Below are 19,404 nucleotides of genomic sequence, written 5' to 3' on the forward strand. Positions count from 1 at the left end.
GTCCTTCGACTCGCATCGTCCCGGAGGCCTTCTCGTCGTCACCCTGACGGCGACGTCGTAGGCACCGGCTCTAGGCGCCGATCTTGTGCTCGCCGCGGCGGGCGCGAAGGTAGGCGAGTCGCTCTTCGAGCAGCTCCTCCAGTTCGGCGCGCGTCCGGCGCTCCAGCAACATGTCCCAGTGGGTCCGCGGAGCCTTCTGCTCGCCCTTATCCACGTCGACCGGCTTCGAGTCCACCATCAAAGTAGCTTCGTGACCGCAGGAGCGGCACTCCCAGGTCTTTGGCGCCTCCGCATCGGCCGAAAACACCATGTCGGTGTCGTGGCCGCAATTGGGGCAGTGGTATTCGTAGGTCGATCGCGGGGAGAAGACGACGCCTTCTTCGCTCTGCAGGCTCTGTGATCCGAGCCGCATTCCTCGCAAGCTTCGATCTGCCATTGTGTGGTCTCCTCTCGCCGTGTTTCCCCAGTGTCAACGTCGTACCTGAAGGTGATCTTCCCGTCCTGGTGTTTGCCAGAGAATCCTCAGGTCGGAGGCACTTTCCGGCTGTGCGAGGAAGACTTTTCTCAGTTCACGAAGAGGGGCTTTGTGGCGAGCATCGCCGGCCTGGTCATGCGGAGAATCAGATAGACGGCGCCGGGGGAGTGGGCGCTGAATCCTGCGGTCGGGCGTCGGGTGCGGCCTGGCTCCGCTGGCCGAGAGCGCCGCCGATGCCCTTAAGCGCCTCCGTCAGTTCGCTCGGAATGAGCCACAGCTTGTTGGCGCTGCCCTCGGCGATTTTCGGGAGAGTCTGAAGGTACTGGTAGGCGAGGAGCTCACTGTCGGGACGGCCCTCATGGATTGCGTGGAAGACCGTGGTGATGGCCTTCGCCTCACCCTCGGCACGCAGGACCGCCGCCTTCGCCTGTCCCTCCGCGGCGAGGATGGCGGCCTGGCGCTGTCCCTCCGCATTCAGGATTTGCGACTGCTTGGTGCCCTCTGCGGTGAGGATGACAGCGCGGCGATCGCGTTCGGCGCGCATCTGTTTCTCCATCGAGTCCTGAATCGACAGAGGCGGGTCGATCGCCTTGAGCTCGACGCGTCCGACGCGGATGCCCCACTTTCCGGTGGCCTCATCAAGCACGATGCGCAACTGGCCATTGATGTTGTCCCGCGAGGTCAGCGCCTCTTCGAGGTTCAGGCCGCCGACGACGTTTCGGAGAGTCGTGGTGGTGAGCTGCTCGACGGCGCCAAGATAGTTGGCTATTTCATAGGTCGCAGCGCGAGCATCCGTCACCTGGAAGTAGACGACAGTGTCGATCGACACCACCAGATTGTCCTCGGTGATGACGGGCTGAGGCGGGAAAGAGACGACCTGCTCGCGCAGGTCAATCAGTGGGCGGACACGGTCAACGAACGGCACGACGAGGTTGAGGCCGGGCAGGAGTGTCTTGTGATACTTCCCGAGGCGTTCGACGACTCCAGCCGTCGCCTGCGGGATAATCCGGATCGCCCGAAAGAGGACGACGAGAACGAAGACAACGATGACGGCGACGATGATCAGCGTCACGAGTGCAGAGGGTGTCACGTGGTGCTCCTTTCGGCGGGAACGACGACCGCGGTCGCGCCCTCGATTGCGGTGACGACGACTCTCTCGCCGACGCCGAGTATGCGGTCCTCGACGAGTGGGGACAGGCGAATGGTCCAGGTTTCGCCGTTGGCAAGCTTCACCTGGCCGGGACCGGGGCCGGCGAGCACGACGCTTCCGGCGAGACCGAGGAGCGCATCCGCTCCGCTCGGTGTGGGATCACCACCGCGTTTGAGGAGGCGGAGAAGCGGCGGTCGGACCGTGAACAGCAGCAGGCCCGCGAGGACCGCGGCAACGAGCACCTGGATCCAGAACGGCGCACCGAGGACGCCGCTGACCAGGCCGCCGACGCTGCCGACGGCGAGCATCAGGAAGGTGAACTCGAGCGTGATCATCTCGACGATGATGAAGATCAGGATCAGGGCGAGCCAGAGGACCCATGCGTCGTGAGTGACAGCGTCCATGCTGAGTTCTCCTTCCCCTCGACAAGCGCTCCCACGGTAGCAAGGCCCCCCGGATGAGGGCTGGGAGGACCGGGGCGAGCGGCCGGGCGACGCGGGCGGGACGAGGCGGTTGCTAAACTCGCCTGTCGGGCCGTGGCCCGTCACCGTGCCCGATCCGGCTGTACGCCGGCATCCTGGAGGAGATTCCTCGTGTCCAACCCCCTCGCTCCCGGCTCGCTCGATGGCAAGCGCGTTCTCGTTACCGGATCATCCCGCGGCATCGGCGCCGACACGGTGCGCTACTTCGCTGAGGCCGGCGCCCGGGTTGTCGTCAACTACCGCTCGAAGGCTCCGCGTGCCGACAAGCTCGTCGCGCAGATCATCGACGCGGGCGGAACTGCGATCGCAGTGGGCGCTGACCTCACGGACGCGGCGTCTCGGTCCGAGATGTTCTCGCGTATCGAGCAGGAGTATGGCGGACTCGACGTGCTCGTTCTGAACGCCTCGGGTGGCATGGAGAGCGACAAGGGGCAGGACTATGCGATGGCCCTCAACCGCGATTCGCAGGTCGCGACGCTGGAGGCGGCGCTGCCGCTGCTTGGCGAGGGCTCGCGCGTCGTCTTCGTGACGAGCCATCAGGCCCACTTCATCCGTTCGACGCCGACAATGCCCGAGTACGAGCCCGTCGCTCTCTCTAAGCGTGCCGGTGAAGACGCCCTCCGCGAGCGGATCGGCGAACTGGCCGAGCGCGGCATCGAGTTCGTCGTCGTCTCGGGCGACATGATCGAGGGCACCATCACGGCAACGCTGCTTGAGCGCTCGAATCCGGGTGCGATCAGTTCACGTCGCGAATCTGCCGGAAAGCTCTACAACGTGCAAGAGTTCGCAGCCGAGGTTGCTGTGGCGGCGGTTGAACCGATCCCGGCTGACAACACCCGCTTGGTCGGCGACATTTCTGACTTCGTCTGAGTCCGCGTTGCCGCGTGAGCGGTCCATCCGTCGCGTGCGAGCCGTGTCCTCATCGCGGACGGGCTGATGGTGACGGATCGGCGTGATAGCTGGATTGCGCGCTTTCGAGCGAACCCCTGGAGTATCCGATAATGCACATTATGTCAGGTTGCTCGGGGGGTGAGGGCAGAGCCGACCTGGTCGGGAGCACGGCTCACGCGTGCTCCCGACTCAGGACTCCGATCACTCCAGGACGTATGCCGTGAGAGTTTCCTCTCGTGCCGTCACCGCTGTCGCCGGGCGGACGGCGCCGCCGATCACTCCTGCGGACGTGATGGCCTCGAGCACGGGTCCGTCAAGGAGGACTCTGACCGAGCCGACCTCGTGCGGGGCGCTCCACGCCTCCTCCCCTGCACGCTCGAGTACGACCGCGTCTTCGGTCCAGACGAGTGAGGCGACGAGGTCGTCGCCGTCGAGGAAGTCGATCCGCTCGCCGGCCGAGATGGGCGTCCACTCGAGATCGACCACCCGTCCTCCGAAATCGGTCAGGTCGGCCTTGCCGGTGCGTGCAGCCTCGAGCGACGGGTGGGCGGTCGTGACGAGCCGGCCGTCGCGGATCTCGAGGACGTGCGGGACGCTGAGTGCGCTGCTCCAGCCGGCATCGCTGTCCTCGACGCCGCGCATCCAGAACATCAGGCATGGCCGGCCCTCGGCGTCCCGGAAGAAGGACGGGGCATAGTAGGACCCGCCGAAGCTCAGTTGCCCCCAGGTGTCGGCCTCGAAGCGGCCGTCGGAGTAGCTGCCGACGCCGTAGCCGGCGTAGTAGAGCACGTCGTCGTTCCAGACCGAGCTGACCAGGACGTGCTGCCCGTCGACCTCGATGATCTGCGGGCATTCCCAGAGCGCCCCCACCCAGACCGGCTCGCGCTCGGCGGTGTTGCGCCGTGCGGCGACGCCGTCGAAGGCCCAGTCCTCCAGATCCGCCGAGGTATAGGTGACGGCGAGGGCGTCTCCGCCCGCGGTTCCGGCGCCGACGAACATGCGCCAGCCGTCGTCCTCCCGGACGATGAACGGATCGCGGAAGGCGATCAAATCGAGATCGTCGGGGGTCTCGAGCAGGACCGCTCCCTTCTCCCAGTCGTCCCAGGACCTGTCCGTCGCGCGGGCGATCCGGATGCGTCCCCGGCCGAGGTCCGGCTGCACAGTCGAGGTGTAGAGGATCACAGCTCCGTCGGGAGTGTCCACGAGGCTGCCGGTCCAGATGCCGTCGTCGCCGTCGCCGGGCGCGAGCGCGACGGGCCGGCGGTTCCAGTGCAGCAAGTCCGATCCGACCGCGTGCCCCCAGTGGCAGTTCGGGGCCCACACCGTGCTGGTGGGGACGTACTGGTGGAAGAGGTGGTACTCGCCGTTGTGGAAGGTGATGCCGTGTGGGTCGTTGATCCAGCCGGTCTCAGCGGTGAAGTGGATCAGTGGGCGGGTCACGCGCGGCCTCCGTCGTAGCGTCGGCGAATCTCGGCCGCCTGCTCGCGGTTGCCGCGCTCCCACTCGGTGATCTGCGTGCGGCGCTCGTCGCGGAGGGCGTCGCGGGCGGACGTGAACGCCTTCATCCGCTCGGCGGCTGCCTCCCGCGCTGCCCGTTTCTCGTCGTCTAACGGCGGGAGGTCGGTCGTGATGACCCGGTCGACGGGGCGCAGCGGGAGCCGTTCCTCGACCGGGGGGACCTCGAGGATCGGCGAGGGCAGCGTTTGGTACCAGTACGCGGTCGAGGACCAGTCGTCGGAGAGGTGGTTACCGTGTCCGTGCTCGAACGTCACCTTGATCCGCTTCTCGAATCGGATCGGGTCGACCAGGTGGAAGCGATAGCTGTGGTGGAAGCCGGGGACGTCCTCCTCGTGGACGATCGTCCCGTTGAACTGGTACGCGTTGTGCTGCATGCCCCAGGCGTGGCCGAAGTAATCCTCCATGCCGGTACCGTGCAGGCTCGGCGGCCAGGTGTCATCGTCGATGAAGATCATGTCGTCGCCCTCGCCCCACCAGGAGCCCTGGAAGTGCCGGACCGCGAGGGTGCAGCCGACGTAGTGGCCACGGCCCTCGGTCTCCAGTGCGACGTAGTTGTCGTCTCCGGTCAGGTTCGCGACCGTCGTCTCGATGCTGTTCGCCTGAAGGTCGGGGCCCCAGCCGACATTGGGGAGCGCGCGCCGCCAGTGCGCGTGGAAATAGACGGTGTCCTCGGGCAGCGGCTCGGGCGAGAGCTCGTAGTCGATGTAGAAGTACTGGAGGTAGGGGATGTCGTTCTGGTTCTCTACGACGACTCGGGCGCGGGATCCGAACGGCATCCGGAAGTAGCTGTTGAAGGCGGCGCTCCCGCCGAAGGAGTGCAGCTCCGGCTCTTTCGCGGATACGGAGAGCGGCAGGGAATCGTAGCTGCCCGAGAGTGAGTTCATCAGGCCGAAGAAGTCACCGAGGGGCGCGATGACGCTCGGCGTCTCCTGGTCGTCCCAGTAGATCTTGAGCAGGATCTTGCGGTAGTAGTCGGGGTCGACGACCTCCCAGCTCACGCCGAGCGCGTTGTGGATTTCGAGCATCGGCACGCCGACGACTGCCGGGTCGATCTGGCCCGGTCCGGGTTGGATGCGGCAGGACTGCGTCATCCAGATGTGGGTGATCGCGCCGGGACCCTCGATGTCGGCGAGGGTGCGCTCCTCGCCGGGCATCACGATCCAGTTGTCGCGGTTGCGGCCGGTCTGGTCGAAGCTCGACGCGCGGGCGGAGCGTCCGGGACGGGTCCTGGTGAGATCGCCCAGGAGGCCTCCGGGAGTGATCGGGTCGGTCATCGTCGTCCTTCCTGCGAAGCGGCAGTGCTTCGTCTGGTGCGAGAGTCGGCATCGAAACGTTTGCGCGACGTTGGCGATCATAGGCAGGTCGGCAGGCGGCCCGCAATGGCATCGTCTCGACAATCTGAGTACGGTGTGGCAACGCGAAAAGGTTTGATTGGAGCGAGATGGCGACGATGGTGCAAGTAGCGAGACTGGCGGGAGTGTCGATCTCGACCGTCTCCCATGTACTGAACGGCACCCGCCCGGTCGATCCTGCGACCCGACGCCGCGTGATGGACGCCATCGAGAAGACGGCATACCGCCAGGACACCCTCGCCCGCTCCCTCCGGCGCTCCCGGACTGACAGCATCGGTCTGGTGGTCTCGGATGCCGGGGAACCGGCTTTCGCGGCCATGGTGCACGGCGTCGAGGACGCCGCGGCGGCCGAGAACATGACCCTGATCCTCGCGAATTCCTCCGAGGATCAGGTGCGCGAGAGCAGGGCGGTGCAGACGCTCCTCGGTCGGCGAGTCGACGGGCTGATCCTTGCCCGGTCGGCCGACTCCGGCGAGTCGGGACTGAGCGAGTTCGGTGAAGCCGCGCCTCCTGTGGTGCTGCTTGACCGCATCTTCGACTCCGCCCCGTACGACCAGGTCGGCGCGGACAATCGCGAGAGCATGCGCCGCCTGGTCGAGCATCTCCGCGCGGCCGGCCATCGACGGTTCGTCGTCCTCGCCGGTGACCAGCGCGTCCCGACCCTCCGCGAGAGGGCGGCGGGGTTCTGGGACGCTGTTCCCGGGTCGGAGCGGGACGACCAGACTGTCATTGAGGACAGCGACCGCGAGTCGTGTCGGCAGAACCTCGACGCAGCGCTCAGCCTCCCTGCACGCCCGTCGGCGGTGATTGCGGCGAGTACTCCCCTGGCGATCCAGGCCCTCGAGTGCCTCCGCGCGATCGGACTCGGGATCCCCCGGGACATCGCCTTCGCGACGTTCGACGGCTTTGACCACTCCGATCTGTTCGAGCCGGCGCTGACGACGATCCGACAGCCCGGCTTCGACATGGGGGCTGCCGCAGTGAAGCTGCTGCTCGAGCGCATCGCGCGGCCCGCCGGGAGCCCGAGGATCGTGCGCCTGCGGCAGACCCTCGACCTGCGCTCCTCGACCGAAGCCTTCCGATTTCCGTCATGATCGGTACTTGACAGGACGAAGGCGCCGCTCCTACTGTCAAGCAAACGATTCGCGCAAACGTTTCGATGTGCAGTCGTTCCCGACGCCCCACTCATCAAAGGAGATGCCATGCTCGGTCATCGGACTGACCCCACGAAGTCGAGGATCGCTGCGGCGATCGCTCTGACTCTCGCCAGCACTGTCGTCCTCGCCGGCTGCTCCACGGCCAGCGGCGGAGGCTCCGCCGACGGCACGACGACGATCACCCTATCGATGCAGAACCCCGACGTGGAGACCGCCGATCCCGCGACCTGGGCGATCGTCGAGGCGTTCGAGGCCGCCAACCCCGACATCACGGTCGACGTGACCGGCCAGGCCGTCGCCGAGCACCTGCAGAGCCTCTCGATCGCTGCACAGAGCGACACCCTTCCGGACGTCTTCTGGGTCTACAAGGCCACCGCCGAAGACATGCTCGACGCGGGCAGACTCCTCGACCTCTCCCCCGTACTGGAGAAGGTCACGGACCGCTTCCCCGAAAGCACGGTCGAGAACTTCACCAAGGACAACGTGATGTACGGCGTCCCGTATCAGGGGCTGCTGACCGGCCTCTGGTACAACAAGAAAATCCTCTCGGACAACGGACTGTCGGTCCCGACGACGTTTGACGATCTCCTCAAGGTCGCCGACGCTCTCAACGACAAGGGGATCGTGACGATTTCCAACGGTGCGAACCAGTCCTCGTTCAGCGTCTGGTCTTTCCTCGTCTGGCTCGACCGGTTTGGGTACGAGGACAAGATTGACGGGATCCTCGACGGCTCCGAGAGCTACTCGAACCCGGACTTCCTGCGCATGTACGAGCACATCGCCGAGCTGCGCGACGCCGGAGCCTTCGCCTCGAACGTGTCGACACAGACCTACCAGCAGGCCGTTGACCAGTTCTTGCAGGGCAAGGCAGCCATGCTGGACGCCGGCGTCTGGGCGTCCAGTGCCATCCAGGAGTCCACAGTCGCCGCCGATACCGGCTTCTGGGCCGGACCGCAGTTCAGCGACGGCGTCGGCGAGCAGAACATCATCATGAACGTCGCCTCCGCACCTCTCGTCGTCAGCCATAAAGTTGGCGACGATAAGGCCAAGCTCGCCGCCGTCGAGAAGTTCCTCTCGTTTTACTACAGCGACGACGCTCAGCAGCTGATGGTCGACAACGGCCAGCCGCCCGTCACCGACTACCAGCCCCAGCTCGACGCGGTCAAGCAGAGCGCACTCAAGAGCGCCCTCGACGCCACGACCGCCGACGGAGTATCCAGCCCGAAGACTCAGCCCGACCTGCTCGTCTCGACTGCCGTCTCCAGCGCCATGTACGACAGCATCTACGGCGTGATCCAAAAGCAGCTCAGCCCGCAGCAGGCCGTCGATCTCGTGCAGAAAGCCATTGACGCAGGCCAGTGACCTGCCCAGGGCGGAGCCGCCCGCGCGGCTCCGCCCTCCTCCCGATCACCCCTTTCGAATCGAGATCACCAATGACCTGGGTCAGCTCCCGCTGGAAGATCACGCTGATGCTCCTCCCGGCGCTCGTCTTCTTCACCGCATTCGTCGTCTACCCCGTCCTCTACTCCCTCGGCTACAGCTTCACCAGCTTCGCCGGCTTCGGCGCCGCGACGTTCAATGGACTCGGTAATTACATCGCCCTCGGCTCTGACCCGTTCTTTTGGCAGGCCCTGTCGAACACCATCGTCATCCTGGTCGTCAGCCTCGTCATCCTGATCCCGGCCTCGTTCGCCCTGGCGCTACTGCTACAACGGCAGAAGCGTGGTGGCGGACTGCTCCGAGCCCTCGTCTTCGGACCCGCGATCATCGCGCCTATCCTCGTCGGCCTCATCTGGGTGTTCATCCTCGACCCGAAGATTGGGCTGCTCAACCGCCTCCTTGCACCGCTTGGAGTTCCCGAGATCCAGTGGATCGGTGGCGACACCCTCACTCCCTACGCGGTCTCGCTCGTGTTCATCTGGAGCAGCATCGGCTTCGCGATGACGATTTTCTACGCCGGATTGCAGCAGCTCCCGGAGTCGATCATGGAAGCCGGCGACATCGACGGCGCCTCCGGTTGGCAGCGGCTGCGTTTCATTACCGTGCCGATGATGAACGAGACCTTCGGCATCGTCACCCTCCTTCTCATCACGAATGTCTTCAAGATCTTCGAGCTCGTCTACATGCTCACCGGCGGTGGCCCGGTCCACCGCTCCGAAACCCTGGTGAGCTACATGTACTTCGTCACGTTCACGAATCAAAACTACGGATCGGGCATGGCCATCGCCGTGATCGTGTTCGTCCTCGGCGCCCTCGTCTCCGGCGTCTATCTCGCACTCGCACGCCGACGGAGCATCGCATGAGTACTCTCACCCCGCAGCACGACGCTGTTTCGACAACCGTGGACACGGAGCCGAGAGGAGCGGACCGCGGACCCTGGCGCGCCCGAGCCCGCCGCGCCTCGATCATCACCGGGATCGCCGCTTACCTGGTGACCTTCCTCATTGTTCTGCCGATCCTCTGGATCGCCCTGCTCTCACTGCAGCCCAGCGACAAAATCCTCTCCGACCCGTTCTCGCTGCTCTCGCTCACCCTGGACAACTACGTCAACGTCGTGGGCTCGCTGCCACTGTTGCAGATGTACGCAAATACTCTCCTTATCGCGGTCATCTCGGTCCTCGTCGGAGCAGTCGTCTCCTTTATGGCCAGCTACGCCCTGACGCGGATGATCTTTCAGCGGCCGAGGGCGCAGTCGGCGCTGCGCTTCTATCTGCTCGCCGGGCTCGCCGTCCCCGTCTACGTGCTGCTCTTCCCGATCTACCGCCTCGATCTCGCGCTGGGTATCTTCGGCACATTCGCCGCCGTGATCCTGCCCTACATCGCCGTCTCCATCCCCTTCAACACGCTTCTGCTCACCGGGTTCCTGCGCGAGTTCCCGACCGAACTCGAAGAAGCGGCGATCATCGACGGCGCAGGATTGTTCCGCATCTGCCGATCGGTCGTCCTGCCTGTCATGCGGCCGGTCATCGCCACCGTTCTGATCTTCAACATTGTCTACGTGTTCAACGAGTTCCCCTTCGTCTCGATCCTTCTGAACAATCCCGACATGGCCACCGTTTCGCTCGCTGTCTCCCGTTTCCAGGGGCAGTACACGGTCGATTACGGAGCGATGATGGCCGCCGCGACCCTCGTGCTCCTCCCCCAGCTGGTGATCTACGCGCTCTTCCAAAAGCAGGTCATCGCCGGACTCACCGCCGGAGCGGTCAAGGGATGACCGCCTCTGTGCTCGTGCTCGGCGACGTCCTCGTCGACGAACTCCGGACAGCCGCAGGGTCGGTCGACGTGGCGGGCGGCTCAGCCCTCAACGTCGCCGTCGGCCTCGCCGTACTGGGAGTACCCGCCGTCCTCGCCGGAATGGTCGGCGAGGACGAGTCGGGTGACCTCCTCCGTCGGCACGCGGCCGAGCACGGCGTCACCCTCCTCACCACGACCGCTCCGCTCGGGACCGGGCGAGCCGTTTCGGACCGGACAGCCGGGGAACCGCGCTACTCCTTCTCTCCGGCCTCTCGTTCTCGCACGCTCGTGCCGACCGATGCCCTCCGGCACGCAGCCGCGCGCGCGGAGCTCGTGGTCGTCAGCGGATTCCCCTTCGACAACCCCGCGGAAGTCATCACGCTGCGAGCCCTGATCGCCGACGGTGCACGACTGGCAATCGATCCCAACCCACGACCCGGCCTCCTCAGGGACCACGCTGCCTTCGCCACCGGCCTCCTCGAGGTCGCGGCCGGCGCCGCACTCGTGAAGCTGGGCGCGGACGACGCAGAGCTGATCTTTGAGGTGAGCCTCGCGGAGTCGACGGCCCGAGTCCTCGACGCGGGAGCGGACACGGTGCTGGAGACAGCGGGGCGTGACGGGGCAGCGGTCGTCCGGCGCGGCGAGCGCATCGCCGTGCCGATCGCCCGGGCCGACGGTGCGATCATCGACACGATGGGGGCCGGGGACGCCACCTTCGCCACCGTTGTCGCGGCCCTCGCACGGGGTACTCTCGATCCGCTCCCGGTGCTGACGCGAGCGATGGCCGTCGCTGCTGTGACGATCCGCTCGAGCGGCGGACTCCTCCGCCTTCCCGACTGACCAGGAGTCGTGCGCGCTCCTAGAGCGACCGGATCGGCAAGGAGCAGGAAGGGTTCACTTCGCGAACCCCGACCTTGACGTCCCTCGAGTCAACCTGCACGAACGCCAGCACATCGACGTGTGTACAAAAAACCATCGGGTCATCGATGCAGCAGGGGTGCAACTGGTGACGACCCTGATAGTTATCTCGTCTCTAGCCCTCTATTGCCGATAATCGGGCGGTTCGTCCCGCAGGTACTGCGCTGAGATCACGCGGAATGATCGCGTGAAGAGCGCCGCTGTGGCTGTGATCGCCGTGATGATTCCGCCGATGAGGAACACGAGGGCGATTCCCCGCCCGGTTCCGTCGCCGAGCAGCCATCCGTAGGACGACTGCCCGGCGGATGATGTCATGTACGGGATGAGGGCGAATTCGGCGATCGGTGCGATGAGGAATGCGGTGATCGGGGCCGCAGCTGACTCGAGTGCTGCCGCGAAGCCAAAAACCCGTCCCTGTGTCTCGAACGGAACGACCTTCTGGATGACTGTCTGCTCGGCGGCCTCGATTGCGGGGATGAGCGTCATATACAGCCAGATACCGACAGCGTACAGCCACCACCAATCGCGGAGAGTGAATACCGCACCGATGAGACCCATCACTATCACGAGCAGCAGCATCGTCCGGATCGGGTTCGTCCCGAGGCCGTATCTGGCAACCAGCAGCCCGCCGATGATGAAGCCCGTCGCGGTTACGCCGAGCACGATCCCCCACAGTTCCACCGAGAACAGCTCGAGCCCGTACGGATCCATCAGCGCCACGTAGACGCCGCCGATCAAGTTGTTGAACGTCGAGAAGACAATGAGCGCAAGGAGGCCCGTCGCCGCCCGCACCGCAGTGACGCTGCCGCGCAGATCGATGAGTGGGGCACGGTCGCCTGTCGATGCGGGCTTGTCTTCAGGGATGCGCAGGAATAACAAGTGCAGGAGCGCGGCGGTGGATGCGCTGATCGCAATCAGCATCGTCCACCCCATGCCGAGCAGGCCGATCGACAATCCGCTGAACACGCTCGTGACGACGAACGCGAGCCCCTGAACGGTGCCGACCAGGCCGTTCGCACGGGCATGGCGTTCCACCGGAACCAGCAGCGTCACCGTCGTGGACAGTGCGATGTTGCGCATGTTCTCGACGACCGCGCCGAACAGAATGATGCCGGAAAACATCCAAAACCAGGGACCGCCGAAGTTCAGCAGCGCCGACTCCGGAAGCGCGAGATACAGGATGCCTGCGAGGCTGAAGGACGCGAGCGTCACTGCGCCGACGAAGACCATCACTTGGTACTTGCGGTGCCGGTCCACAATGGTGCCGAAGGCCATTGCGAAGATCGCGACAAGCAGCATGTACGCCCCGCCGATGATGCCGGTCGCGAGCACCGACCGGGTTTCGAGGTACACCCAGAACGTCAGCGCGAACCAGAGGAAACTCGTTGTCACATTCGCGACGGCGGTGTTCACGAGGATCTGGTGGAAGGTGCGCAGGCTCGTCGTGCTCACAGACGCGGACTCGGAAGCTGGAGCAGTCGAGGACATGTCTTCCTTCCGCTGGAAGACGGCGCTTTCTGACGTCGAATGTTCCGTCAAGCGTGTGCCGACCTCGCAGCCACTGTAGGCCCCCGTTGTCAACCAGTCGAGGAGAATGTGCGATCACCTCGTCATCGAGAGGGAGCCAGGCGATCTTGCCGTTGCGACTGACCGAGCCCGGCGTTCAGAAGCGGGAGGCGACCTCGTAGAGGACGTCGTCGTCACCGGCATAGATGCCGTCGCGGCGGGGCCAGTGTGAGACGACATCGGTGAAGCCGAGCTGGTCGGCGCGACCTGCCATGTCCTCGAAGCGGGCGACGCTGTCGAGGGAGTAATCGCCTCCGGAGTCCAGCGAGAGGTGGCGCTCGATGTCGCGCGGGTCGCGGCCGGCGGTCTCGAGTGCCTGATCGAGGCGGCTGGCCAGCGTGGCGAGGCCGGTCCACCACTCCTCCCCCGTCGTTCCGGCGGGGCCGGTGGTGACCCAGCCCTGAGCACGCTCGGCGACGAGAGCCAGCCCCTTCGGGCCGTTCGCGGCGAGGACAAACGGGACGCGTGGACGCTGAGCCGGTTCTCCCACCATTCGGGCTCCACGCGCGGTGAACCAATCGCCGTCGATATCGATACCACCGGAGTCAGGCTTCTCGTGGCGCAGCAACACGTCGAGCGCCGCCACGAACTCGGAGAAGCGCTCGTGGCGCTCGCGCGGCGTGTATTCGCGCTGTCCCAGCACGGTGGAGTCAAAGCCAGTGCCACCCGAGCCCAGGCCCAGGATCACTCGCCCGGCCGAGATCTCGTCGAGCGTGGCAACCTCCTTCGCGAAGGGGACGGGATGACGGAAGTTGGGCGACGCGACGAAGGTACCCAGTCGCAGGGTCTCAGTGACGAGGGCCGCCGCAGTGAGGGTGGGCACGGTCGCCTGCCATCGCTCCCCCGCGAGGGAACGCCAGGAAAGGTGGTCGTAGGTCCAGGCGTGGTCGAAGCCGAGCCCCTCGGCCGATTGCCACGTGCGTCGCGCCTCAACCCACGGGTCCTGCGGAAGGATGACAATTCCGTGTCGCATCGTCTGAGTGTAGGTCGGCGCTCCGGAATGCGCCGCTCATCCTTCCGTGCTCTCTCCTGAGCACCTGTCCCCTGAGGTGCCCGAGAACGCTCGTCGCCACGCCGGTCGGGAGCACTCCCGGGCACCTCCATCGCTATCCGGAGAGACTCACGAGAGAGCCGCTTTCTCGAGTGTGTACAGCTCCTTGACCTGTTCCGCTGTGAGAGCCCGATTCCAGACCCGCACCCGCGCGAGAGTCCCCCGGTACTGGTTGATAATCACGCCGTTGCGGCCGTTCGCCCCGACCACGAAGTCGCCGGGAGCGGCATTCATCCCGTCTGGATAGACGTAGGGATTTTTGGCGTAAGTGGCCCCGAGCGCGTCGGTGTATTTCGGATAGGCCGTGGCCGTGCCGTCGAGGTACGACACGGCGACCGCTCCGTCATAGGTGCCGACGTGTAGCTGCCAGACCCCCCGGCTCAGGCGCCGCGGTTCGACCGAGTAGTCCCGCGAGAACGGGTAGCCCGGCGTCGGTCCCCCGAGCTTCGAGACGTGCATGCACACCCGCTCCCAGCCGCCGTACTCCGGGAGATTGTTGAACAGGGCGTAGGAGCGCAGCGCTCCGACTGTCGACTCCTCCCAGACTCCGGCGAGGCAGGCGCTGTTCGGATCGGAGTTCAACACCCAGGCAGCGACCGTGACCGCGCCGGTCGAGGCGCCGAGATTGAGCGGGCCGAGTTCGGTCCTGGGCACGATCAGGTAGTCGGTGCTGCCGTTGAAGTTGACGCCCGAGCCGAAAGGAGTCGTGACTCGCCGGGCGGTAGAGCCGGTCCCCTGCCGTAGCGCCGGCGCTCCTGCGGTGGCGGACGCGAACGGCGCGCTGCCCTCGGCGAAGGACCAGTCGGCGATCGGGGTCGGCACGGTCGTAGCAGGCGGTGGCGGCTCCTCCGCGAGCCAGCGCTGAAAAGTCTCGAGCATCTCCTTATTGGTGAAACTCGGAACGGCGTGGCCGCCTGTCCCCTCGCCCGCGTGGACGCGGATGGTCGCCTCCCGTGCGAACGGGAGCGCGGCGGCGCGCAGGGCCATGCCGTGCTTCGCAAACGGGACGACCGTGTCGTCGGAGGATCCGGTAATGCGCAAGCGCGCGTCACGCCACACCGACGGAGGCAGGCGAGCGGGGTTGGCGGCCGCCACCGCCGCGAGGTCGTCGTAGTACGGGAGAACCTTGTCCGGTTCGCTGGCTGCCCGCTCCTCGAGATCGTACGAGCTGTTGCAGAGGTAGGCGCCGAGGATGTTCGGCAGCATTCGAGTGCCGTAGGCCCAGGTGAGCAGCGGTCCTCCGCCGGAATCCGAGCGCAGCAGACTCGCGTCGATGCGCCAGACCGACGACGCCCAGGCGGCCACGGCGGCTTGAATCTCGAGCGCCCGTGTGCTCGTCCATATGCTGCCGCCGTAGGTCGGGCAGATGCTGACGACTCCACGGTCGACGGCGAGGTCGGCGGAGTAGGCGAAGGCGTTGGAGAGCGCAGTGTGGTTGCCGTTGCGTGAGTGGTAGTACCAGAGCATCGTCGCTCCGGTGCTCCTCGAGGGTGGGGTCGCGTGCGGGACGAAGAGCCGCGCCCGGTCCCCCGCGACGACCACGTCGATGATCTCGTAGCGCCGTTTCCCTGTGCGTGACGTCGCGGTCGCGCTGCGGGAGACCTCTCCGGGGAGCTTCGGCACCGCACTCATGTCGCCCGCCGCCAGCGCAGGAGTCGCGAAGGCGAGAGCTCCCGCGCCGGCGACGGAAGCGGTGAGGATCGCCCGTCGAGAGAGGGCGGAGAAAGCGTTCTTCTGGGTATGCATCATCGCAGAACCTTTCCGATTGTGACCAGAGTGGGGACACATATCGAATAGAGAGGAGAAAGCGTGCAGGTATCCGGCTCTACTGCTCGAACTTCTGTATTCCCACGCCTGTCCGAGGAGTGTAGGCGCGAGGCGGCGCAGGTGTCACTAAAGAGGAGGTAAGTTATTCGGATATTCTCTCGTCTCCTGCTGTGAAAGATGGCGCGGAGGGCAGGTGCAGGGCAGGTGCAGGGCAGAGTTCTTCTCACGAAGACGGGGTGGGCTTGGGAGTCCGTTCGGCCCGGGTGCGTCGGCGAGGCCCGTGCGCGACCCCTGAGACGCCGGCCCCTCCGGTCCCGGAACTCCGCCATCGCAAACGGATCTTGCGCCACCGCGTCATCGTGGAGCCCCAACCCGGTCTCCTCCATATGCACCTTCTTCACTGCGCCCCCGTCACGTCCATTCGCCCCACTGCCGCCCGCGGCCGCGGACGTCGCCTCGACGTACTCGCCATCGCCGCCGCGGCCCTCGTTAACGAGCGCTACACCGACCGCCGATTCACACTGCTGGGTCTTGCGACCGAGCTGCGCGTCAGCGTCCTGGGGCTCCGGATGCGGTTTCGCCGCTTCTACGGTCTGAGCCTCGACGAGCACCTGGCGCTGCGTCGCCTCGAGCTCGCCGCCGTGATGATGGCGAGCACTCCCGTCACGCTCGGCGGCCTCGATCACATCGCCCGTGTCTCCGGCTACCGCGGCATCGCCGAGCTTGATCGCGACCACCGGCGCTACCGCCGCACGTCCGCCCTCGCCGCGTGGTTTCGGGCCTCCCCGCGTCACGCCCCGCACGAGCTCTCAGCCGTCACGCTCCCGCCGCACGGGACCTCCGGGAAGGGCCTCGCGCCCGTATACCCGTTCCCGCACCGCGATTGACCCCCGCGCCGGAACGGTACAGTGCGTCGATGCACTCCTGGAGATACCGCCGATGACGACCGTCCGCTACGTCGCGATCGGCGACTCGTTCACCGAGGGAGTGGGCGACGAGTTTCCGGACGGCGCCCCTCGCGGCTGGGCCGATCTCACCGCGCAGGGCTGGGCGGAGGCAACTGGCGAGCAGATCGAGTACGCCAACCTGGCGATTCGCGGCCGCCTGATCGCCCCCATCCTCGCCGAACAGCTCGAGCCTGCTCTTGCACTCGGTCCGACCCACCTCTCCTTCAACGGCGGAGGCAACGACATGCTCCGCCCGCGCGCCGACATCGAGCGGATCGCCGACGCCTACCTCCGCGTCCTCGAACGCTGCGACGAGGAGGGAGTGACGCTGATCTCGCTCGCTGGCGCCGACCCCTCGTTCCAGCTGCCGCTCGGGCGCCTCATCCGACGTCGCGGGGACGCGTTGGCTGACGCCGTTCTGCGCCGGCTACGGCACCGGAGTGACGTCGTCATCGCGGACAACTGGCACGACCCGGCCTTTGCGGATCCGTCGCTCTGGTCGGAGGACCGGTTGCATCTCGGTCCGACGGGGCATGACCGGGTCGCAGGCCGCGTCCTCCGCTCGCTCGGATTCGCTCGCCCGGCCTACTCGGCGCAGACGCCGCGGCAGCCACTCCGTGCGCGCCGCGGGTCCGTGCAGTACTACCGCCAGCACGTGACGCCCTGGCTGCGCCGCCGGCTCACCGGCACCTCGTCGGGCGACGGTCGCGCGGCGAAGTACCCGGACTTCGTGCCGATCGACCCGGCCTGATCCTCCGGGTACGGGTCAGCGCCAGCCGTAGCGGGCGGTGAGCACTCGCGCCACGGCGTCGTATCGTGCCCGCTCGAGGGCTGCGCCTTCTCGCCGCATTCCCGCCGGGTGCACGCGGAACACGCGCTCCGGGTCGACCCAGCTCGGGCGTCCGTCCGGATCCCATGCGCCGGCGCCGACCGCGAGATACTCCGCGTGTTCCTTCGAACTCAGGCGCACCGCGAGCACCGTGCCGGTCTTCTCGACGGCGAGTACCAGGACCGGCCGGTCCTTGCCGCGGCCGTCGTCCTCCTCGTAGGGGACCCAGGTCCAGACCACCTCGCCAGGGTCAGGATCTCTATCGGGGGTGGGGGCGTAGGCGAGGCGCACGCCGCGCAGTCTGGACGGATCTACCTCGACGGTGCGACCTACTCCGCTGGCGCCGGGCGTCGGCGCGGTCGTTGACAGGTAGGGCCGCTGCGGGCCGGCGTCGGGTCGGGCAGCTCTCGTGCGCCCGAGAAGTCGGAGGAGCAGGGACACGACCGAGCGCGAGGAGGGCACCCACGGAACCCTAGCCGGGATGCGGCCAGCGCGGCACGAACGGCGCGTGAACGATGACGGGGTGCCGACTCCGGAGAGCCGGCACCCCGCTGGGCGCTGTGTCGGAGACGTCCTAGTCCGCCAGGACGTAGCCCGCCTCGCCGTGGATCGCGGTGTCGATGCCTGCGATCTCGTCCTCGTTCTTCACGCGGAAGCCCATCGTCTTCTGGATGATCCAGCCGATCAGGAGGGTCATCACGAAGGAGTAAACCAGGACGGTGACGGCCGCGAGAGCCTGCTTGCCGAGCTGGCTGGCGTCGCCCGTGAGGAACAGGCCCACGTTGGTGCCGAAGAAGCCGATGTACAGCGTTCCGATCAGGCCGCCCACGAGGTGCACGCCGACGACATCGAGCGAGTCGTCATAGCCGAGGCGGTACTTGAGGTCGATCGCCAGGGCACACACCGCACCGGTGATGACTCCGAGCACGATGGCCCAGAACGGCGACAGGCTGGCACAGGCCGGGGTGATGGCGACGAGGCCGGCCACGGCGCCCGACGCGGCTCCGATCGACGTGGGCTTGCCGTCCTTGATCTTTTCGACGACCAGCCAGCCGAGGATCGCAGCGGCCGGCGCGGCGATGGTGTTCAGGAACGCGATCGCCGCGATCCCGTCCGCAGCGAGTTCGGATCCCGCGTTGAAGCCGAACCAGCCGAACCAGAGCAGACCGGCGCCGAGCAGGACGAACGGCGGGTTGTGCGGCTGGTGCGCGCCCTTCGTGAAGTTCACGCGCTTGCCGAGTACCAGGGCGAGGGCCAGAGCGGCCGCACCTGCGTTGATGTGCACGGCGGTGCCGCCGGCGAAGTCGATCGCTCCGACACCGTAGGCAATCCAGCCGCCGTCGACGACGCTGGCGTCGTCACCGAGGGTGAAGTTGAAGACCCAGGAGGCCACGGGGAAGTAGACGACGGTCGCCCAGACGCCGGCGAAGACCATCCAGGCCCCGAACTTGGCGCGGTCGGCGATGGCGCCCGAGATCAGCGCGACGGTGATGATCGCGAAGGTCGCCTGGAAGGCGGCGAAGGCGAGGGTCGGGTAGGCCGACGACTGCTCGCCGAGCGCGTCGTTGTACACGCCCTGCAACCCGATCTGAGCGGTGTCGATGCCGAGCACGCCGTCGATGCCGACGAAGGTGTCGGTGCCCGCGGCTCCTCCTGGACCATTGCCGAACGCGATCGCGTAGCCATAGAGCACCCAGAGGACGCCGATGAGTCCCATTGCTCCAAAGCTGAGCATCATCATGCTGATGACGCTCTTCGCACGAACCAGACCGCCGTAGAAGAAGGCGAGTCCGGGGGTCATGAGCAGGACCAGCGCGGCTGCGATGAGCAGGAACGCGGTATTGCCTTGATCCATAATTGAACCTCTCGTGAATGTGCAGAGAAAAGCCCGGAGCAAGGACGCGGAGTTGGTGTACGTCCTCGAGACACGCGGGTGTCGGGTCACCTCGGGTAGCCGACAGTCTGGCGGGGGGACGTTTCGACCCGTGCGGCAGCACGTTTCGCGGAGGTTACGGACCAGCCCCTCAGGTAAACAGCGCATTACAGGACCCCGGTGATCGGCACGAA

Annotated in this window: 18 protein-coding genes; 8 read left to right on the forward strand and 10 right to left on the reverse strand. The window is 66.3% G+C overall.

What is annotated here, in order from left to right; genetic code table 11:
• Positions 1–70: 70 nt before the first annotated feature.
• The 3 genes from HRF29_RS01630 to HRF29_RS01640 form a co-directional block, all read right to left on the reverse strand.
• On the reverse strand, positions 71–436 hold the full coding sequence (locus HRF29_RS01630; protein ID WP_173243689.1) for an RNA polymerase-binding protein RbpA: 366 nt from the start codon (positions 434–436) through the stop codon (positions 71–73).
• A gap of 184 nt (positions 437–620) precedes the next feature.
• Positions 621–1,565 (reverse strand): SPFH domain-containing protein, encoded by a 945-nt coding sequence (locus tag HRF29_RS01635; protein ID WP_173243692.1) that lies wholly within the window; start codon positions 1,563–1,565, stop codon positions 621–623.
• On the reverse strand, positions 1,562–2,029 hold the full coding sequence (locus tag HRF29_RS01640; RefSeq protein WP_173243696.1) for an NfeD family protein: 468 nt from the start codon (positions 2,027–2,029) through the stop codon (positions 1,562–1,564). The genes HRF29_RS01635 and HRF29_RS01640 overlap by 4 nt, the downstream gene beginning before the upstream one ends.
• Before the next feature lie 189 nt (positions 2,030–2,218).
• On the opposite strand from HRF29_RS01640, the gene HRF29_RS01645 reads away from it, so the two are divergent.
• The gene (locus HRF29_RS01645) at positions 2,219–2,977 is read left to right on the forward strand and encodes an SDR family oxidoreductase (protein WP_173243699.1); all 759 of its coding nucleotides are present in this window, start codon (positions 2,219–2,221) and stop codon (positions 2,975–2,977) included.
• Positions 2,978–3,199: 222 nt separating this feature from the next.
• On the opposite strand, the gene HRF29_RS01650 is transcribed toward HRF29_RS01645, so the two are convergent.
• The gene (locus HRF29_RS01650; RefSeq protein WP_173243702.1) at positions 3,200–4,438 is read right to left on the reverse strand and encodes a glycoside hydrolase family 32 protein; all 1,239 of its coding nucleotides are present in this window, start codon (positions 4,436–4,438) and stop codon (positions 3,200–3,202) included.
• A complete protein-coding gene (locus HRF29_RS01655; RefSeq protein ID WP_173243705.1) occupies positions 4,435–5,790 on the reverse strand; it encodes a glycoside hydrolase family 172 protein in 1,356 nt (451 codons plus the stop codon). The genes HRF29_RS01650 and HRF29_RS01655 overlap by 4 nt, the downstream gene beginning before the upstream one ends.
• Before the next feature lie 176 nt (positions 5,791–5,966).
• Here HRF29_RS01655 and HRF29_RS01660 point away from each other — a divergent pair, with 176 nt between their 5' ends.
• The 5 genes from HRF29_RS01660 (at position 5,967) to HRF29_RS01680 (ending at position 11,099) form a co-directional block, all read left to right on the forward strand.
• On the forward strand, positions 5,967–6,962 hold the full coding sequence (locus HRF29_RS01660) for a LacI family DNA-binding transcriptional regulator (protein WP_246226575.1): 996 nt from the start codon (positions 5,967–5,969) through the stop codon (positions 6,960–6,962).
• Between the two features lie 108 nt (positions 6,963–7,070).
• Entirely contained in the window at positions 7,071–8,387 is a 1,317-nt protein-coding gene (locus HRF29_RS01665; protein ID WP_173243711.1) for an ABC transporter substrate-binding protein, read from the forward strand.
• 71 nt (positions 8,388–8,458) lie between these two features.
• Entirely contained in the window at positions 8,459–9,328 is an 870-nt protein-coding gene (locus tag HRF29_RS01670; RefSeq protein WP_173243714.1) for a carbohydrate ABC transporter permease, read from the forward strand.
• Positions 9,325–10,239: a carbohydrate ABC transporter permease gene (locus HRF29_RS01675; RefSeq protein ID WP_173243717.1), complete on the forward strand. Its 915-nt coding sequence runs from the start codon at positions 9,325–9,327 to the stop codon at positions 10,237–10,239. The genes HRF29_RS01670 and HRF29_RS01675 overlap by 4 nt, the downstream gene beginning before the upstream one ends.
• Complete coding sequence (locus tag HRF29_RS01680) at positions 10,236–11,099, forward strand: carbohydrate kinase family protein (protein WP_173243720.1); 864 nt, start codon at positions 10,236–10,238, stop codon at positions 11,097–11,099. Before HRF29_RS01675 ends, HRF29_RS01680 begins: the two co-directional genes overlap by 4 nt.
• Before the next feature lie 201 nt (positions 11,100–11,300).
• On the opposite strand, the gene HRF29_RS01685 is transcribed toward HRF29_RS01680, so the two are convergent.
• The 3 genes from HRF29_RS01685 to HRF29_RS01695 all read right to left on the reverse strand — a co-directional run bounded on the left by HRF29_RS01685 (position 11,301) and on the right by HRF29_RS01695 (position 15,543).
• Entirely contained in the window at positions 11,301–12,665 is a 1,365-nt protein-coding gene (locus tag HRF29_RS01685; RefSeq protein WP_281357240.1) for an MFS transporter, read from the reverse strand.
• 175 nt (positions 12,666–12,840) lie between these two features.
• Positions 12,841–13,716, reverse strand: coding sequence for an LLM class flavin-dependent oxidoreductase (locus HRF29_RS01690; RefSeq protein ID WP_173243723.1), 876 nt, complete (start codon positions 13,714–13,716; stop codon positions 12,841–12,843).
• 147 nt (positions 13,717–13,863) lie between these two features.
• Positions 13,864–15,543 (reverse strand): LamG-like jellyroll fold domain-containing protein, encoded by a 1,680-nt coding sequence (locus HRF29_RS01695; protein WP_173243726.1) that lies wholly within the window; start codon positions 15,541–15,543, stop codon positions 13,864–13,866.
• Between the two features lie 404 nt (positions 15,544–15,947).
• On the opposite strand from HRF29_RS01695, the gene HRF29_RS01700 reads away from it, so the two are divergent.
• Both HRF29_RS01700 and HRF29_RS01705 read left to right on the forward strand, forming a co-directional pair.
• Positions 15,948–16,448, forward strand: coding sequence for a helix-turn-helix transcriptional regulator (locus tag HRF29_RS01700; RefSeq protein ID WP_173243729.1), 501 nt, complete (start codon positions 15,948–15,950; stop codon positions 16,446–16,448).
• A gap of 52 nt (positions 16,449–16,500) precedes the next feature.
• Complete coding sequence (locus HRF29_RS01705) at positions 16,501–17,259, forward strand: SGNH/GDSL hydrolase family protein (RefSeq protein ID WP_173243732.1); 759 nt, start codon at positions 16,501–16,503, stop codon at positions 17,257–17,259.
• A gap of 15 nt (positions 17,260–17,274) precedes the next feature.
• Here HRF29_RS01705 and HRF29_RS01710 read toward each other — a convergent pair whose 3' ends face one another.
• Together HRF29_RS01710 and HRF29_RS01715 are read right to left on the reverse strand one after the other, a co-directional pair.
• Complete coding sequence (locus HRF29_RS01710) at positions 17,275–17,799, reverse strand: type II toxin-antitoxin system PemK/MazF family toxin (protein ID WP_343043604.1); 525 nt, start codon at positions 17,797–17,799, stop codon at positions 17,275–17,277.
• Between the two features lie 112 nt (positions 17,800–17,911).
• Entirely contained in the window at positions 17,912–19,192 is a 1,281-nt protein-coding gene (locus HRF29_RS01715; RefSeq protein WP_173243737.1) for an ammonium transporter, read from the reverse strand.
• Positions 19,193–19,404: the final 212 nt, after the last annotated feature.

Origin of the sequence: Rathayibacter agropyri (assembly GCF_013249015.1) — a bacterium.
Classification (GTDB): Bacteria; Actinomycetota; Actinomycetes; order Actinomycetales; family Microbacteriaceae; genus Rathayibacter; species Rathayibacter agropyri.

Coding starts and splice junctions, on each gene's coding strand:
- HRF29_RS01680 (WP_173243720.1), top strand. CDS start 10,236: ATGACCGCCTCTGTGCTCGTGCTCGGCGACGTCCTCGTCGACGAACTC.
- HRF29_RS01670 (WP_173243714.1), top strand. CDS start 8,459: ATGACCTGGGTCAGCTCCCGCTGGAAGATCACGCTGATGCTCCTCCCG.
- HRF29_RS01630 (WP_173243689.1), bottom strand. CDS start 436: ATGGCAGATCGAAGCTTGCGAGGAATGCGGCTCGGATCACAGAGCCTG.
- HRF29_RS01640 (WP_173243696.1), bottom strand. CDS start 2,029: ATGGACGCTGTCACTCACGACGCATGGGTCCTCTGGCTCGCCCTGATC.
- HRF29_RS01705 (WP_173243732.1), top strand. CDS start 16,501: ATGACGACCGTCCGCTACGTCGCGATCGGCGACTCGTTCACCGAGGGA.
- HRF29_RS01660 (WP_246226575.1), top strand. CDS start 5,967: ATGGTGCAAGTAGCGAGACTGGCGGGAGTGTCGATCTCGACCGTCTCC.
- HRF29_RS01715 (WP_173243737.1), bottom strand. CDS start 19,192: ATGGATCAAGGCAATACCGCGTTCCTGCTCATCGCAGCCGCGCTGGTC.
- HRF29_RS01700 (WP_173243729.1), top strand. CDS start 15,948: ATGCACCTTCTTCACTGCGCCCCCGTCACGTCCATTCGCCCCACTGCC.
- HRF29_RS01685 (WP_281357240.1), bottom strand. CDS start 12,665: ATGTCCTCGACTGCTCCAGCTTCCGAGTCCGCGTCTGTGAGCACGACG.
- HRF29_RS01695 (WP_173243726.1), bottom strand. CDS start 15,543: ATGATGCATACCCAGAAGAACGCTTTCTCCGCCCTCTCTCGACGGGCG.
- HRF29_RS01675 (WP_173243717.1), top strand. CDS start 9,325: ATGAGTACTCTCACCCCGCAGCACGACGCTGTTTCGACAACCGTGGAC.
- HRF29_RS01690 (WP_173243723.1), bottom strand. CDS start 13,716: ATGCGACACGGAATTGTCATCCTTCCGCAGGACCCGTGGGTTGAGGCG.
- HRF29_RS01655 (WP_173243705.1), bottom strand. CDS start 5,790: ATGACCGACCCGATCACTCCCGGAGGCCTCCTGGGCGATCTCACCAGG.
- HRF29_RS01665 (WP_173243711.1), top strand. CDS start 7,071: ATGCTCGGTCATCGGACTGACCCCACGAAGTCGAGGATCGCTGCGGCG.